Annotated in this window: 12 protein-coding genes, 1 tRNA gene and 2 pseudogenes; 9 read left to right on the top strand and 6 right to left on the bottom strand. The window is 69.7% G+C overall.

Annotated elements, in window-relative coordinates; all coding sequences use genetic code 11:
• Window positions 1–57: 57 nt before the first annotated feature.
• Window positions 58–351, bottom strand: a pseudogene (locus tag MMR14E_RS20460) (oxidoreductase); the annotation flags it as partial.
• On the opposite strand from MMR14E_RS20460, the pseudogene MMR14E_RS20455 reads away from it, so the two are divergent.
• The 5 genes and pseudogenes from MMR14E_RS20455 to MMR14E_RS20435 all read left to right on the top strand — a co-directional run.
• Window positions 351–575: pseudogene (locus tag MMR14E_RS20455) on the top strand (winged helix-turn-helix transcriptional regulator); the annotation flags it as partial. The pseudogenes MMR14E_RS20460 and MMR14E_RS20455 overlap by 1 nt on opposite strands.
• A gap of 102 nt (window positions 576–677) precedes the next feature.
• Complete coding sequence (locus MMR14E_RS20450) at window positions 678–2,024, top strand: MFS transporter (protein ID WP_331316813.1); 1,347 nt, start codon at window positions 678–680, stop codon at window positions 2,022–2,024.
• A 253-nt stretch (window positions 2,025–2,277) separates the two neighbouring features.
• Entirely contained in the window at window positions 2,278–3,414 is a 1,137-nt protein-coding gene (locus MMR14E_RS20445) for a hypothetical protein (RefSeq protein ID WP_331316812.1), read from the top strand.
• A gap of 153 nt (window positions 3,415–3,567) precedes the next feature.
• Window positions 3,568–4,017 carry a hypothetical protein gene (locus MMR14E_RS20440; RefSeq protein WP_331316811.1) on the top strand — a complete coding sequence of 150 codons (450 nt, stop codon included), beginning with the start codon at window positions 3,568–3,570 and terminating at the stop codon, window positions 4,015–4,017.
• Window positions 4,018–4,484: 467 nt separating this feature from the next.
• On the top strand, window positions 4,485–4,679 hold the full coding sequence (locus MMR14E_RS20435) for a hypothetical protein (protein WP_331316810.1): 195 nt from the start codon (window positions 4,485–4,487) through the stop codon (window positions 4,677–4,679).
• Window positions 4,680–4,759: 80 nt separating this feature from the next.
• On the opposite strand, the gene MMR14E_RS20430 is transcribed toward MMR14E_RS20435, so the two are convergent.
• The gene (locus tag MMR14E_RS20430; RefSeq protein WP_331316808.1) at window positions 4,760–5,269 is read right to left on the bottom strand and encodes a MucR family transcriptional regulator; all 510 of its coding nucleotides are present in this window, start codon (window positions 5,267–5,269) and stop codon (window positions 4,760–4,762) included.
• A gap of 436 nt (window positions 5,270–5,705) precedes the next feature.
• Here MMR14E_RS20430 and MMR14E_RS20425 point away from each other — a divergent pair, with 436 nt between their 5' ends.
• The 4 genes from MMR14E_RS20425 (at window position 5,706) to MMR14E_RS20410 (ending at window position 8,464) form a co-directional block, all read left to right on the top strand.
• Window positions 5,706–6,131, top strand: coding sequence for a PaaI family thioesterase (locus tag MMR14E_RS20425; protein ID WP_331316806.1), 426 nt, complete (start codon window positions 5,706–5,708; stop codon window positions 6,129–6,131).
• Window positions 6,132–6,245: 114 nt separating this feature from the next.
• Entirely contained in the window at window positions 6,246–7,178 is a 933-nt protein-coding gene (gene hemF, locus MMR14E_RS20420; protein ID WP_331316805.1) for an oxygen-dependent coproporphyrinogen oxidase, read from the top strand.
• Window positions 7,175–8,293, top strand: a complete 1,119-nt coding sequence (locus MMR14E_RS20415) for an ATP-dependent DNA helicase (RefSeq protein WP_012321591.1) — start codon at window positions 7,175–7,177, stop codon at window positions 8,291–8,293. The genes hemF and MMR14E_RS20415 overlap by 4 nt, the downstream gene beginning before the upstream one ends.
• Before the next feature lie 81 nt (window positions 8,294–8,374).
• A tRNA-Ser gene (locus tag MMR14E_RS20410) sits at window positions 8,375–8,464 on the top strand.
• 251 nt (window positions 8,465–8,715) lie between these two features.
• Here MMR14E_RS20410 and MMR14E_RS20405 read toward each other — a convergent pair.
• From MMR14E_RS20405 to MMR14E_RS20390, 4 genes are all read right to left on the bottom strand, one after another.
• Window positions 8,716–9,576, bottom strand: coding sequence for a hypothetical protein (locus MMR14E_RS20405; RefSeq protein ID WP_331316803.1), 861 nt, complete (start codon window positions 9,574–9,576; stop codon window positions 8,716–8,718).
• 214 nt (window positions 9,577–9,790) lie between these two features.
• The gene (locus tag MMR14E_RS20400; protein ID WP_331316801.1) at window positions 9,791–12,979 is read right to left on the bottom strand and encodes a multidrug efflux RND transporter permease subunit; all 3,189 of its coding nucleotides are present in this window, start codon (window positions 12,977–12,979) and stop codon (window positions 9,791–9,793) included.
• Between the two features lie 131 nt (window positions 12,980–13,110).
• Entirely contained in the window at window positions 13,111–14,289 is a 1,179-nt protein-coding gene (locus MMR14E_RS20395) for an efflux RND transporter periplasmic adaptor subunit (RefSeq protein ID WP_419539376.1), read from the bottom strand.
• A 58-nt stretch (window positions 14,290–14,347) separates the two neighbouring features.
• Window positions 14,348–14,665 carry a hypothetical protein gene (locus MMR14E_RS20390; protein ID WP_331316799.1) on the bottom strand — a complete coding sequence of 106 codons (318 nt, stop codon included), beginning with the start codon at window positions 14,663–14,665 and terminating at the stop codon, window positions 14,348–14,350.
• Window positions 14,666–14,921: the final 256 nt, after the last annotated feature.

Here is a 14,921-nt window from a genome sequence, read left to right as displayed (position 1 = left end):
AGCATCTCCGAGTTGAACCGACAGAACACTGACGGCGCCCGCGCGGCGGCGCGGAACTCACCGTTGCGCCGCGCGGGCGGCGCGGGCGGCCGCGTTCAAGGTCGCGACGGCCGCGTCGAAGCGGTGCTCGGCCTCGGCGTCGCGCTGGAAGGCGACGCGCTGCACCAGGATCTCGCGCGGCGTCGGCTGCTGCCGGAACAGGGCCATCACCTCGTCGATGAACTCGGCCAGCGGCAGATAGCCCGCGCGCGTGGCCTGGCCGGGCGTCAGGTCCGTCTGGACCGCCGGGGGCACCAGCTCGATCACCTCGACCCTGCCTTGCAGGACCTCGCGCAGCGAGACCGTGTCGGATCAGCCAGAAGATGCTGACGCAGACCGTCCGCCAGATGGAGCGGGACGGCCTCGTCCGGCGAACGGTCCACCCGGTGATCCCGCCGCGCGTGGACTACACGCTGACGCCGCTGGGCCAGAGCCTGGGGGCCGCGTTCTGCGGTGTGTGGATCTGGGCCGAGACGCACCACGCCGAGATCGAGCGGGCCCGGCGGGCGTTCGCGGGTCGGCCCCCGGGATTTTAACTGTCGATCGGGGGAGCCATGACGCCGGTCTTCAATTCTGTCGCCAAGCTTGGCGTTTCAGTTTAGCCTCAAGACTGATTTCGGCAGCAAGGCGGGCGCATCATGCAGGACACCCCACCGTACGGGGAGCCGCCCGTCGCGATCCGTGTTGACGGTCTCGGCGACGGACCGAGGGCCTCCGGCGCGGCGCGGCGTCGCTCGGTGATCGCCGGCGCCATCGGCAACACGCTCGAATGGTACGACTTCGCCACCTACGGGTATTTCAGCGTCGTCATCGGCCGGAACTTCTTCCCGTCCGACAGCCCCACGACGTCGCTGCTCTCGGCCTTCGCTGTGTTCGCCGCGGCCTTCTTCATGCGTCCGATCGGCGGCGTCGTGTTCGGCCACATCGGTGACCGCTACGGCCGCAAGACGGCCCTGCTGCTGTCGGCGAGCCTCATGGCGGTCTCGACCTTCCTGATGGGCTGCCTGCCCACCTACGCGTCCGCCGGGATCCTCGCGCCCGTCCTGCTCGTGCTGTTGCGCCTCGGCCAGGGCCTCTCGGTCGGCGGCGAGTACACCTCCTCGGCCATCTTCCTCTCCGAGACCGCGGTACCGGCGCGCCGCGGCCTGACCGGCAGCCTCGCCTGCATCGGGGCCGCCGGCGGGATCCTGCTCGGCTCCATCTCGGGGACGCTGGTCACCGGCCTGCTCACCCCCGAGGACGTGCACCTGTGGGGCTGGCGCCTGCCGTTCCTGTTCGGGATCGTCCTCGGCGTCTTCATCTTCGCCCTGCGCCGGCACATCGACGACGACCACGTCGAGACCGTGTTTCGCGAAGATCAGGCATCGGCAGACCGGCGCTCACCGCTGCGTACGGCCGTCGAGATCGACGGGTCCGCGATGCTGCGCGCCTTCGCCATGAATCTCGGCCTCGCGTGCGGCTTCTACGTCGTGTTCGTCTACCTCGTGACCTTCCTGCACACGGTGTCCGGACTGCCGCAACACACGGCGTTCCTCATCAACTCCCTCGCCATGGTGGTTCAAGCGGTGTGCATCCCGATCGCCGGAGCCCTGTCAGACCGGTTCGGGCGCAAGCGTGTTCTGGTCCTGACCGGGGCGGGCCTGACCCTCCTGTCGTGGCCGCTGTTCATGCTGCTGACCAGCGGCGACACGCTCCTGATCGTCCTGAGCCAGGTCGCGTTCGCGATCCTGATCGCCGGAAACGCCGCCGTGGTGCCGACGGCGTTCGTCGAGATGTTTCAGCACCGCTCGCGCTGCACGGCCCTGGCGATCAGCTTCAACGCCTCGATGGCGCTGGTCGGTGGCACCGCCCCGATGGCCGCGACGTGGATCGTCCACCATCTGGCGTGGCCCACGGGGCCGGGTCTCTACGTGGCCGTGCTGTCGGCCATCTCGCTCGCCGCGGTCCTGACGATGCGCGATCGAACCGGGGAATCGCTCGCGTGAGACCCCGCTCGCGCGACCGCGCGGATTGCCCGGCCTCGGATGGCGTCGATCCGGGCGGCACGGTCAATAGGTCACCCTCACTAGTGGAAGCCGAGGATCGCCCTGATAGAATCGACCGATCGGCACAGTAGAGAGCCTGTGCAGCGACGATCGGGCGAACACTGCGGACATCTTCTCTCGCCCGTCGTCATCACCGATCCGTCGATCGACGGGTCGCGGCGCATTCGAGGGACCTCCAGGCATGGGATTCAACGTGACCCGCTTGCTCCGGCACACTGTTTCATGCCGCCTCATCGTCGTCGCGTTCTCAGCTCTGATGATCCCGCCGGCAGCGCAGGCCGCCGGCAGCCTGGAGGCAGCTCTCCGCGCGGTGCCGGACTCCGCCCTCGCGACGTCTGATCCGATGCCGATCGTCTTCATGGACGTGCAGGCTTTGTCCAAGGCGGCCGGCGGGGCGTTGAGCGACGCCGGCCTGCGGCGCATGGCCTTCCATCAGAACATCCGCCCGCTGAACGCCCTCAGCTACGGCGGGGCGCAGTCCTGGACCGAGACGGCCGGAATCCCGTTCGAGGACATTTCCTACTTTGCCGCCTTCGGCCAGCCTCCGGCGCGCGTGAGCGACTGGGGTCTGGCGACGAAGGCGGCCGCCGACGACCTGATCGGCAAACTCCGGGACCGGAACTTCAGGCCGGTCTCGACCGCGCCGCGCATCCTCGCCAACGGTGAGCCGCGCGCCGTGAATCTGAAGGGCCGGCAGCCGACCAGCCCCTGGTCCGGCCCCATGGGCGAGACCAGCGCGGTCCTGGCGATCGATCGGGTCGTCGCCCAGGCGTCCGCGGCCGAGGATCTGGAGAAGCGCGTCGGCGTCGGACGGAGCGCGGCGGATCACGCGGCGGTGGCCACGTCGCTGGCGGGTCTCGCCGCCGCGGATGACCGCGACCCGGGCGCGATCCTCCAAGCGGCCGTCGTCACGCCGCTGATGGGCGTGACCCTCGACGATCCGGCCTCCGTCCTATCGGCGACCGACAGGGCCGCGATGAGGAAGGCGATCGACGATCAGCGCGAACGCGGTCGTGACGGCATCCCGGCCTACGAGGGCGGGATCGTGGCTGACTACCAGGGCAGAGCCGGCCCGGCGCTCCTCGTGTCCCTGGCCTATCCCGATTGCCCGACGGCCGGCAGGGCCGTCACGGCGCTGAAGGCGCGCTGGCAGGCCGGCATGCCGTCCGCGGCCTCCGCCGACGGCCGCACGGTCGAGAGCCCGCAGCGCGGCTGTGCCGCCGTCCTTCGCGTCAACCAGGCACCCGGCGCGGGCACGCCGTTCGCAGCGTTCCTCGAGAGCTACATGCGGCGCGGCTTCAATGTCCTGCAGATCGGAATGCCGCGATGACCGGATCGTGGCGACCCGAACCGGATCGAGGCCGGACCCGCCGTGGTCGAGCCGCGGCGCGCGGCCGGTCGTCACGGTCGGGGGGTCGAGGAAAGGGGATCTTAGAGCGGCCGATGTACAGCGGACGGGGACCCACGGCACGAGGAGGGGGCTTTGGACGCGGCTTACATCTCGGCGATGTTCGGCCTGGGTGGAGCGACGATCGGCGCCGCGACATCGTTCATGACCACGTGGATGGCGCATCGGAGCCAGTTTCAGGACAAGCTTCGGGAGAATGAGCGCGCGCAGCGCGTGGACTTGTTCAACGAATTCATCACCGAGTCCGTCAGGCTCTACGCCGACGCGCTGAGCCACGAACGCGACGATGTCGGCGACCTCGTCCTGCTCTACGCGTTGCTGGCGAAGATGCAGCTCACCGCCTCGCAGGCGACCGTCGACGCGGCCGGATCCGTCATCGACCGAGTGATCGACACCTATCTCGGCCCCAATCAGAGTCTCCACGAGATCCGAGATCTCGCCCGCGAGGGCAAGCTCGATTTCCTCACCGAGTTCGGAACCGCGTGCCGCGCGGATCTGAGAGCCTCCCTCGACCAGGTCCGGTAGCCGCGAACGCGGCCCGTTCCTAGGCGGCCAGTTCAGGCGCGCGGAAGCCGCGGGCGACGAGGCGGCTCCAGACCCGGGCGGCGGCCGACGGCGCGGTCGCCCACACGGCCTGCGTCGGTTTCGGCCTGGAGCGGCACCGATTGAGAGGGAGCGCTCGTTGGCCGTCATTCTGCGCGGGCGCAGAGGCCGGCCAAGATGCCAGCGCCGGACGGAAGCTCCTGTCTCCCAAAATCTCATCCAAGCACACACCGTTCCGCATCGGCAAATTACAGTGGATCCAATTGAGGATACGTCGCGCTTCGCCAGATCTGGATGCAAATAAAGAAATTACATCGAGATGCGAATATTGTCAATATCGCTTGAACTGCGCCACGCCAGCGCGCGCGACGCGGTCGCGCTGCGCCGCGCGCGGAACGCGGCGGGCCGTCCGCGCTTTGCTCTCCCGTCTGCGGGTCGGGGAGCGCATCATGGCAGGGCGGGTGACGGATCGATCCCCCGACGGAGAGGCCGGCCGGGCGGRGCCAGAGACCGTGCCGGAGACCGCGCCGGTGTCCGGGCGGCCGGTGACACGGCCCGGGATGGCCGAGGCGGCCGAGCGGCACAAGGCCGAGACGGAGATCGCCGCGGGCGACGTCGCCGACGATCTCGCCGACTTCGCGTGACGGACCGGCGCGCGGGACGCGCGCCGGCCGGTATCCACGAGCCCGGGCAGGCGCCGGGCTCAGGCCGGCGTCTGGGCGGTTCAGGCCGTCTCTTTGGCCTTGCGGGGGCGGCTCGCGCGCTTCGGCTTCTCGGTCGTCTCCGCGACGGGCTCGGGAGCCGGTGCCGGGGCGGCGGTTTTGCGGCGCTGCTGGCCGAGGCCGAGGCTGCGGGCGAGTTCCGAGCGCTGGGCCGAGTAGCTCGCGGCCGTCGACGGGTAGTCGCGCGGCAGCCCGAAGCGCTCGCGATACTGCTCGATCGTCAGGCCGTTGCGCGACAGGTGCCGCTTCAGCGTCTTGTACGGCTTGCCGTCGATGAACGAGATCAGGGCGTCCGGCGTCACCGACTTGCGGATCTGGGCCGGCGTCGGCTTGTCGGCCGCCTCGGTCACCGTCGCCGTGGGGGCGGACAGCTTCGTCAGCGCGGCGTGAACGCCGGCGAGCAGACCGGGCAATTCGCTGATCGGCACGGAATTGTTCGAGACATACGCCGAGACGATGTCGGAGGCCTGCTCGATAAAAGTCTGCTGCTGCTCAGTGGCGTTGTCGTCCATCGATGATTCCCTCTATCCGACCGTCCTGGGACGGTTCTAACGTCTGTGCAGCAAAATCAAGTCGTCGTCGAGCATTTCCCTACACAATGCCCCGGCCATGAACACGCATATTATTCAAACCGTGGGTCGAGCTGAAATCGACGGTCGAGCAAACCGACACCCCGGAGCCGAGGTTGGATGAGACCGGGCGACGCGGACGGGCGCCGGTTATGCCTTCCGCCGCGATCTCGCCGCCGGCTTCCTCTGCGAAGATCCGTCTCCGGTCTGATGAGAGGCGCGGAACTTCACGCGGCGGCCCGCCGCGATGTCCCGTGAGCCTTCGGGGCGGGACGAACGTTTCGGCCAGACTGTCACGTGATCTGCGGCGGACCGGTCATGGCCTCGGACGCGGGCGGGCGATAAGGATCCGGGCAGGGCAGGATCCGGGGCGATCGACGTGGACCAGCAAGAGGACCAGCAATCCGAGCCGGGCACCGTCTTCGGCGCCATCATCCCGTTCGTGGATCACTGCGGGATCGAGGCGCTCGACCTGCGCGCGGGCCGGACGCGGCTGCGCCTCGCCCTGCGGCCGGAGCACGCCAATAACCTGGGCATCGCCCATGGCGGCGCGCTCTGCACCCTGCTCGACGTTGCCCTGGGGACGGCGGCGCGGCTGCGGGCGGGGCGTCCCGTGGTGACCCTCGACATGCAGACCCGATTCCTCGCCCCCGGCCGCGGCGTCCTGATCGCCGAGGGACGGGTCAGCCGGGCGGGGCGGTCGGTGATCTTCTGCGAGGCCGAGATCCGCGACGAGGCCGGCGAGCTGGTGGCGACCGCCACGGGGCTGCTCAAGCCCGTCGGCGAGCGGCCGGCACCCGCGTAGGGCGGTCGTCGCCGGCCGGGGCCCCGGCCGGGATGCCGGTGCGGGCGCCCTGCGCGCTCATGCGGGGCGGCGACCGCATTGACGTGCGCCCGGCAGGGTGGAAAAGCCTGTGTCATGACGATGCCGGACGACGCGCGCGCAGCCCTGGCTGCGCCTCCCTCCGAGGCCGACGTGACGGCCATGAAGTCCGAGGCCGCGGCGTGGTTCGAGACGCTGCGCGACCGGATCGTCGCCGCCCTGGAGACCCTCGAGGCGGAGGCCACGGGCCCGTTCCATCCCGACGCGCCCGAGGCGCCCGGGACGTTCGAGAAGACGCCGTGGAACCGGACCGACCACACGGGGCGGCCGGGCGGCGGCGGCGTGATGGCGATGCTGCGGGGCCGCGTCTTCGAGAAGGCCGGCGTGCACATCTCGACGGTGCACGGCGAGTTCGCGCCGGAATTCCGCGCCCAGATGCCCGGCGCCGCAGAGGACCCGCGCTTCTTCGCCACCGGCATCTCGCTGATCGCCCATCCGTGGAACCCGCACGCGCCGACGGTGCATATGAACACCCGGTTCGTCGCGACGACGCGGGCGTGGTTCGGGGGCGGGGCGGACCTGACGCCGGTGCTCGACCGGCGTCGCACGCAGGACGATCCGGACAGCCGCCACTTCCACGCCTGTCTGGAGCGGGCCTGCACGGCGCACGGCATCGATCACGCCCGCTACAAGGCGTGGTGCGACGCGTATTTCCACCTCCAGCACCGGAACGAGCCGCGGGGCATCGGCGGGATCTTCTACGATTACCTCTGGAGCGGGACGCCGCAGGCCGACCTCGCCTACACCCGCGACGTGGGCCGGGCCTTCCTGGAGGCGTACCCGAAGATCGTGCGCGACAATCTCGGCACGCCCTGGACCGAGGCGGACCGCCACGAGCAGCAGGTGCGGCGGGGCCGCTACGTGGAGTTCAACCTGCTCTACGACCGGGGCACGATCTTCGGCCTGAAGACCGGCGGCAACGTCGCCTCCATCCTGTCCTCGATGCCGCCGACCGTGCGCTGGCCGTGAGTGCGGGTCTGCCGGCCGCCTACGCGCCGCAGCAGGACGCGGCGCTGAAGGCGATCGCCGCGTGGCGGCGGGACGGGGGATCGCAGGTGTTCCGGCTGTTCGGCTACGCCGGGACCGGCAAGACGACGCTCGCCCGCCGCATCGCCGAGGATGTCGACGGCACGGTGGTCTACGGCGCCTTCACCGGCAAGGCGGCCTCGGTGATGCGCCAGAAGGGCTGCTACGACGCCGCCACGATCCACTCGCTGATCTACCGCACCAAGGAGGCGGAGGAGGGAGGCCCGACTTTCACGCTGAACCGCTCGGGCCCGGCCGCCAAGGCCGACCTGATCATCATCGACGAGTGCTCGATGGTCGATTCCGACCTCGGCAACGATCTCCTGTCCTTCGAGCGGCCGGTCCTCGTCCTGGGCGACCCGGCGCAGCTGCCGCCGGTGCGCGGCGGCGGCTTCTTCACCGAGGCGGAGCCCGACGTGATGCTCACCGAGGTGCACCGGCAGGCGAAGGACGACCCGATCGTCCGCATGGCGATGACGGTGCGCGAGGGCGGCCGGCTGGAGCTCGGCAGCTACGGGCAGAGCCGGATCGTGTCGCGGCGCGCCCTGGATCCGGCCGAGGTGCTCGAGTGCGATCAGGTGCTGGTCGGTCTGAACAAGACCCGCCGCCTCTACAATGCCCGGCTGCGCGAACTCGCCGGCCACACGGACCCGATGCCAGCGATCGGCGAGAAGCTGGTCTGCCTGCGCAACGACCGGGTGAAGGGCCTGCTCAACGGCTCGACCTGGACCGTGCAGGCGCTGCGCGCGCCGCCGCGTCCCGACCTGATCCGCCTCGACGTGGTGCCGGAGGACGATCCGGCGCTCCGCCGGAAGCCGACCGACATCAAGGTGCTGCGCGCGATGATCTCCGGCACGGACGAGGAGATCCCGCTGTTCCTGCGGCGCGAGACGGATGAGTTCACCTACGGCTACGCGCTGACCGTGCACAAGGCGCAGGGGTCGCAGTGGGACCGGGTGACGCTGTTCGACGAATCCTACGCGTTCCGCGAGCACCGGGCGCGCTGGCTCTACACCGGTCTGACCCGCGCCGCGCAGGCGATCACCGTGGTGGTCTGATCCGGCGCCGGCGCGCGACGTCTCGCTTGTGAAGCGGGACCGCGCGTGCTACGCACCGCCCGTCTCATCGAGGCACCTTGCGGAGAGGTGGCAGAGCGGTTGAATGCACCGCACTCGAAATGCGGCATGCCTGCAAGGGCATCGGGGGTTCGAATCCCCCCCTCTCCGCCAAGCACTCCCTTAAGTGCCTGATCTTCCAGAAGTCGTTGCACGGCAAGGCTTTCTTGATCGGCCTGTTGTACACACAGGTGGTCACAGTGCCTCTCCCGATGCCCCGACCCTTCAAGCAGCAGTCCGGCGTCCACTACATGCGTCGCCGCGTGCCAGTCTCTGCTTCGAAGATCCTGAAAGTCTGCGCGGACCCTTCTGTCGGTGTGCGTCCATCGACGCTGTGAAAGCGACGGTGCGGGACAGGGCCGCGATCAGAAGCTGTACCCGACGCGCAGCCGCATCTGATGGCGGTCGAAGCTCGACAGATCGAGCGGGCCGGGCTCGCCCGTCGCCTGCCCGGCGACCTGGAAACTCCATGTGAACGAGGCCCAGGCCTGAGGTGACAGGGTCGTGTAGACGGTCGGTCCGAGATACACGGCCTCGCCCGCGAACCGGTCGAGCCCCAGACCGTCGTAGGTCCGGGCATAGCGGGCCTCGCCGCCGAGGAAGAGGCCGGGCCGGACGCAGTAGGCCAGCGCGCCCGACACCTCGATCCCCGATCCGCGCACGGGCGCGTCCATCACGGTCAGCCGCGTCGTGGAGAGCGCGAAGCCGACATTGACGGCGGCGATGAGTTTGCCGGCGATGATCTCGCGGTCGGCCAGCAGGCCGATCTCGGTGCCGAAGCTGCGCGCCGGCACGCCCGACCCGCCGTCGACGGTCCCGTAGCCCGGCACGAGGTTGAGGGTCAGGCCGAACGGGGCCGTCCGGCGGTCCAGCAGGCGCAGCCGGGTCTCGAGGAAGCCGCCGTTGAAGCCGCCCGTGGTCCGCGCCGGCGTGCTCGGCGCACCGACGTCGTAGGCGTTGAAGGTAACGCCCGGGGCCAGGCGAAATTCGTGGGTCAGCGGCACCTTCAGGGCGAGGGAGCTGTCCACGGCGAGGAAGCGGGCGAGGCGCCGGCCGAGGCGCCCGCTCGTCTCCCATTCCAGCTCCGCCTCGCCAGGAACGCCGAGGTCGCTGCCCTCGGTGACGCCGAACAGATGCTCGCTGTCGAGGTCGCCCGGCGTCAGGTTCTCGGCGGCGGTGGGCAGGGTCTGGGCCCCTGCCGGTGCCGCGGCCAGTCCCAGCGCCACGGCGAGGCCGCGCAGGACTGATCCCGGTGACGAGGGGCGACGTGGAGCGCCAGCGTGCGGCATAGCCCTGACCCATCTATATAGCTTATGCTATATCTAATAGGTTGTGCGATGTCAGGGCGTCAACGGCCGAGCATGCTGATGGGCGGCGGATCGGTGGTGGTCCGGCCATGAGCCCAGAGGAGGCGCTGCGGGGCCGCGCTCGCGGTCCGGCTCACGCCTGTCCGGTTTCGGGCGTTCTCCCGGCCGGAGGCGGCGCGGCGACCGGGCCGGGCTGCCGCCCGCGCGCGCGGCGCTCCTCGATGCGCTGCAGGATCACGTAGAAGGACGGAACGAACAGCACCGCCAGGCAGGTCGAGGCGAGCATCCCGCTGAACACGGTGATGCCGATCGACTTGCGCGCCGCGGCCCCGGCCCCGGAGGCGGTGACGAGGGGCAGGACACCGAGGATGAAGGCGAACGAGGTCATCAGGATCGGGCGGAAGCGCAGCCGCGCCGCCTCCACGGCCGCGGCCGCGATGTCGAGGCCGGCCTGCCGCTTCTCGCGGGCGACCTCGACGATCAGGATGGCGTTCTTGCTCGCCAGCGCGATCAGCAGGATCAGGCCGATCTGCGTGTAGAGGTTGTTGGCGACGCCGAGGAGCAGCAGCGCCCCGACCGTGCCGAGCAGCGCCAGCGGCACGCCGAGCAGGACCGCCAGCGGCAGGATCCAGCTCTCGTACTGGCCGGCCAGGACTAGGTACACGAGGAGGATGGCGAGAGCGAACACGAGGTAGATCTGCGCGCCGACCGCCTTCTCCTGGTACGACATCGCCGTCCAGTCGTAGCCCGTGCCCGGCGGCAGCACCTTGGCGGCGATCTGCTGCATCAGGTCCAGCGCCTGCCCGGAGCTGAAGCCCGGCGCCGCCCCGCCCACGATCGTGGCGGTCGGGTAGAGGTTGTAGAGGCTGATCAGGGACGGGCCCCGCACCGTCTTGATCTCCACGACGGTGCCGAGGGGCACCATCACGCCGTTGCCGGCGCGCACCTTCAGGTTCTCGACGTCCTCGGGGCGGAGCCGGTAATCGGGCGCGGCCTGCACGTAGACCTGGAAGGTCCGGCCGAACTTGTTGAACTGCGTGACGTAGGACGAGCCGACGTAGCTCGAGAGGGTCGAGAAGACCTGCCCGACCGTCACGCCGAGCGCCTCGGCCTTGACCCGGTCCACCGCGATCGCGATCTGCGGCACGCCGGCCCGGAACGAGGTGTTGAGCTTCCTGAGGCCCGATTGCGAGTTCCCGTCGGCGACGATCGTCCGGGCGAGGCTCTCCAGCAGCGGGTAGTCGAAGTCGCCGTTGCGCAGCTCGATCTGCATGGTGAAGCCGCTGGCGTTGCCGATGCCCTGGATCGGCGGCGGGATCAGCACGAAGGTTTCGGCGTCCTCGACGCCCGCCAGCATCGCGTTGAAGCGCTCGTAGAGGCTGCGCAGATCCTGGCCCTTCTCCTCGGCCCGGACGTCCCAGTTCTTGAGAACCACGTAGGCGACGCCGGCATTGGGCAGGGTGGCGTTGGAGTCGAGGACCGAGATCCCGCTGATCGAGAGCACGTTGTCGACGCCCGGCGTCGCCTTCGCCTGGGCGCTGATCCGCTGCATCACCGCGTCGGTGCGCTCCTTCGAGGCTCCGTCCGGCAGCTGCGCGCCGATGAGGACGTAGCCCTGATCCTCGGTGGGCAGGAAGGCGGTGGGCAGGCGGGTCAGCCCCCATCCGGCGAGCCCGATCAGCAGGAGCGCCACGGCGACCATGAGGCCGCTGCGCCGGACCATGGTGGCGATCAGCCGGGCGTACCAGCCCTCGAGGACCCCGTAGACGCGGTTGAAGCCGCGGTAAAAGACGTTCCGCTTCTCCGGCGGCACCGGCTTGCGCAGCCACAGGGCGCACTGGGTCGGCTTCAGGGTGGCGGCGTTGATCGCGCTGATCAGCGCGGTGGCGGCGATCACCAGGGCGAACTGCTTGTAGAGCTGCCCGGTCAGGCCGGGGAGGAACGCGGCGGGCACGAACACCGACATGAGCACCAGGGTGATGCCGATGATCGGGCCGAACAGCTCCTCCATCGCCTTCTCGGCCGCCGCCCGGGGCGACATCCCCTCGTCGATGTGGTGGGACACGCCCTCGACGATCACGATGGCGTCGTCCACCACGATGCCGATGGCCAGCACGATCGCGAACAGCGTCGAGAGGTTCACGCTGAAGCCCATCGCCGCCATGGCGGCGAAGGCGCCGATGATCGTCACCGGCACCGTCGTCGCCGGCACCAGCATGGCGCGCCAGTCCTGGACGAAGACCAGGATGACGATCAGGACCAGGACGGCCGCCTCGAACAGCGTCCTGTAGACCTCGTGGATCGAGGCCTGCACGAACTCCGTCGTGTCGAACGGGATGGCGTAGACGAGGCCCGACGGGAAGGTCTTGGCGAGCTCGGCCATCCGGGTGCGGACCGCGTTCGCCACCGTCAGCGCGTTCGCCTCGGGCAGCTGGTAGATGCCGATGCCGGCCGCCGGCTGCCCGTTCAGCGTGAAGGACTGGCTGTAGGTCTGCGCGCCGAGCTCGACCCGGCCGACGTCGCGCAGGCGGGTGATGCGGCCGCCGTCCTGCGCGTCCGCCTTGATCACGATGTTCTCGAAATCCGGGGCGTTGTTGAGCCGCCCGTTGACGTTGAGGGTGTACTGGAAGTCCTGTCCGGCCGGGACCGGCGGCATCCCCACCGCGCCCGCGGTGACCTCCTGGCTCTGCTGCTGCACGATGTTAATGATGGCGTCGGGGGTGAGGCCGCGGGCCTGGACGAGGTCGGGGTCCAGCCAGATCCGCATCGCGTACTGGCCCGCGCCGAACACCGTGACGTTGCCGACGCCGGGCAGCCGGGCCAGCTCGTTCTGCACGTTGATGACGCCGTAATTCGACAGGAACAGGCTGTCGAACTTCCCGTCGCTGGCCGACAGCGTCACGAATTGCAGGACCGCGGTGGATTTCTTCTGGGTCGTGACGCCCTGAACCTGGACCGCCTGCGGCAGCGACGACATCGCGATCGCGACCCGGTTCTGCACCAGCACCTGGGCCTGGTCGCCGTCCGTCCCGATCGCGAAGGTGACCGTGAGCGTGTAGGTGCCGTCGCTCGCGCTGGTCGACTGCATGTAGAGCATGCCCTCGACGCCGTTGACCTGCTGCTCGATCGGCAGCGCCACCGTGTCGACCACCGTGCGCGCGCTCGCGCCCGGGTAGCGGGTGGTGACCTGGACCGTCGGCGGCACGACGTTGGGATACTGGGATACCGGCAGGTTGAGCAGCGACACCGCGCCGATCAGCACCATGACCAGGGCCAGCACGTTGGCCAGGACCGGCCGCTCGATGAAGAAGCGCGAGATCATGCCGTAGGCCCTCGGTGCCGGCGTCTCAGGGGCGGCCCGCCGCGAGGGCGGGACGCGGGGTGGCGGAGATCACTGTCCGATCGTCGGGCGAGTCGGCCTCGTCGGCAGCGCCGCGAGCGTCGGACGACGGCTCACCGCGGGAGTGGCGCCGGGTCGGGCGAGGCCTCGGCCACCGCCACCTTCTGGGGCGCGACCTTCGCCCCGGGGATCGCCCGCTGGATGCCGTCCGTGACGACCCAGTCGCCGGCCTCGAGACCCGTCTCGATCACACGGTAGCGCCCGTCCCGGGGCCCGAGCGTCACCACCCGCTGGGAAACGACGTCGTCGGCCCCGACCGTGAGCACGTAGCTGCCCTGCTGGTTCGTCCCGATGGCGTCGTCGCGCACCAGCAGGGCCTTGTCCTGGCGCCCGACCGGGATCCGGACGCGCACGAACAGGCCCGGGAGGAGTGCGTGGTCGCCGTTCTCGATGAGCGCCCGGGCCATCAGCGTGCCGGTGGACGGGTCGACCTGCGGCGCGAGGTAGTCGAGCTTGCCGGTATGCGGATAGCCGGTCTCGGTCTGCAGGCCGATCTCCACCGGGATCCTGGACAGGTCGCCCAGCGTCCGATGGGTGGCGAGCAGGTGCTCCTTGACCAGCAGCACCTGCTGCTCGCTGATGTTGAAGTAGACGTAGAGTGGATCGATGCGCACGAGCTGCGCCAGCTTGGTCGGTCCGCTGATGCCGACCAGCGCCCCGACATCCGCGAGGTGGTTGGTGACCACGCCGTCGAACGGTGCGGAGACCTGCGTGTAGCCGAGATTGATGGTGGCGATGTCGAGGTTGGCCTGCGCCTCCATGACGGCGGCGCTGGCTTGGTCCTGCTTGGTCTTCGCGTCCTCGACGCGCGCCTGCGAGGCGAATTCCTGCCGGCCCAGCGTGGACTGGCGCTGATACTCGGACTGGGCGTTCGCCAGGGCGGCCTGCTGCGCCGCCAGGGCGCCCTGCGCCTGCTTGAGCTGCGCCTCGTAGGTGTTGCGCTGGATGGAGAAGAGCGGCGTGCCCCTCTTCACCACGGCGCCGTCCTTGTAGGTGATCGCCTCCAGGAAGCCCTGGACCCGCGCCTCGAGCTCGACGGCCGCGAAGGCCTTGGTGTTGCCGGTGAGCTCGAAGTAGCGCGTCACCGTGCGCACGGCCGGCTGCGCGACCGAGACGCTGGGCGGCGGCGGCGGGACGTACTGGTTCGACTCGTGGCAACCGGCGGTGAGGCCCGCGACGGCCGCCAGGGCGAGGAGACGGAGGGATCCGGGAAGCTGCGGAACGGTCGGCACGGTCGACCCTCAACCTGAGAGCGTTACGGGACGGTCTTCGGCCTCGGTCCTGCCGCGGCTACTGATCGTCCTCGGCCTTGGCCTCCCGGGCGAGGGTCAGGCATTCCAGCAGGTCGACGTAGCTGGGCAGGCCGTCGAGCTGCGCTTCCGCCGCGCAGCGCGTCCGATCGACCGCCGGGAAGCTGGACCACTTCTTCGCCACCTCGGCGCGGGCCGACCCCTCGTCCTGGAGGCAGAGTTTCTGCCGACCGGCATCGAGGGTCATCTCCTTCGTCGCCGCCCGGCAGCTGCCGCGAACGTCGAAGACCGGCATCTTGTCCGAGACCGGCGTCGTCAGCGTCAATTCCAACAGCAGGGCGGGAACAGTCAACATCATGATCGGCACACCCGCGCGTCGCGTCGACCGGACGACCCGGTCGTTCCGTGGTCTGGCGACCCCGCGCGGCAGCCGTGCCTTGCGACAATACAGGTTCGATACGCAAGACAGACCCGATTCGGGCGCCTGTTCTAGATCGGTAGCATATGTCGCGCGCAAGTTGTTGCAACAAAAATTGTTATCAACCCGCGCATACTACCGAAAGCGGGGGTCAACCGGCGAACTGGCTTCGCGATTTCTGCGACCGCCGCCGCAT

This window comes from Methylobacterium mesophilicum (assembly GCF_036441335.1).
Lineage (GTDB): Bacteria > Pseudomonadota > Alphaproteobacteria > Rhizobiales > Beijerinckiaceae > Methylobacterium > Methylobacterium mesophilicum_B.
The sequence above is the reverse complement of the archived record's forward strand: the minus strand, read 5'-3'. Positions and strand labels throughout refer to the sequence as shown.

Coding starts and splice junctions, on each gene's coding strand:
- MMR14E_RS20400 (WP_331316801.1), bottom strand. CDS start 12,979: ATGATCTCGCGCTTCTTCATCGAGCGGCCGGTCCTGGCCAACGTGCTG.
- hemF (WP_331316805.1), top strand. CDS start 6,246: ATGACGATGCCGGACGACGCGCGCGCAGCCCTGGCTGCGCCTCCCTCC.
- MMR14E_RS20430 (WP_331316808.1), bottom strand. CDS start 5,269: ATGGACGACAACGCCACTGAGCAGCAGCAGACTTTTATCGAGCAGGCC.
- MMR14E_RS20450 (WP_331316813.1), top strand. CDS start 678: ATGCAGGACACCCCACCGTACGGGGAGCCGCCCGTCGCGATCCGTGTT.
- MMR14E_RS20390 (WP_331316799.1), bottom strand. CDS start 14,665: ATGATGTTGACTGTTCCCGCCCTGCTGTTGGAATTGACGCTGACGACG.